This window comes from Escherichia sp. KCJ4928 (assembly GCF_004352695.1).
In the GTDB taxonomy this organism is placed as follows: domain Bacteria; phylum Pseudomonadota; class Gammaproteobacteria; order Enterobacterales; family Enterobacteriaceae; genus ECMA0423.
In genome coordinates, this window is sequence record NZ_SJWV01000479.1 from 1 (window position 1) to 833 (window position 833).

Genomic DNA, 833 nt, shown 5'->3' on the forward strand with positions numbered 1-833 from the left:
GGTACATAGCATGCAAGAGCATGGCGTTTGTATGGCAACGTTATTATAATTAACTGTTGCTACTCCATTTAAGTTCACTCAGAAGAACTGGTCCACTTACGTTAGTTATTAAGCAAACGTTCGCTTTTATAAACATAATCAGGATAAAAATGTTGGATTATTGCTAACCCAGCACAGCTAGTGCGCGTCTGTAATTATAAGGGAAAAACGATGAAGAATAAGGCTGATAACAAAAAAAGGAACTTCCTGACCCATAGTGAAATCGAATCACTCCTTAAAGCAGCAAATACCGGGCCTCATGCAGCACGTAATTATTGTCTGACTTTGCTTTGTTTTATTCATGGTTTCCGGGCGAGTGAAATTTGTCGATTGAGGATTTCGGATATTGATCTTAAGGCAAAGTGTATATATATCCATCGATTAAAAAAAGGCTTTTCAACAACGCATCCGCTATTGAACAAAGAAGTTCAGGCTTTAAAAAACTGGTTGAGTATCCGTACTTCGTACCCGCATGCTGAGAGCGAGTGGGTATTTTTATCTCGTAAGGGAAATCCGCTTTCTCGGCAACAGTTTTACCATATTATCTCGACTTCCGGTGGTAATGCCGGGTTGTCACTGGAGATTCATCCGCACATGTTACGCCATTCGTGTGGTTTTGCTTTGGCGAATATGGGAATAGATACGCGACTTATCCAGGATTATCTTGGGCATCGCAATATTCGTCATACTGTCTGGTATACCGCCAGCAATGCAGGGCGTTTTTACGGCATCTGGGATAGAGCCAGAGGACGACAGCGTCACGCTGTTTTATATAGATAGTTGAGATACCAGGG

At 41.8% G+C, this 833-nt stretch carries 1 protein-coding gene; it reads left to right on the forward strand.

Going from position 1 to position 833, the window contains the following annotated elements:
* Positions 1-210 precede the first annotated feature (210 nt).
* Positions 211-819, forward strand: coding sequence for a type 1 fimbria switch DNA invertase FimB (gene fimB, locus E0D98_RS24960; RefSeq protein ID WP_131891387.1), 609 nt, complete (start codon positions 211-213; stop codon positions 817-819).
* Positions 820-833 lie beyond the last annotated feature (14 nt).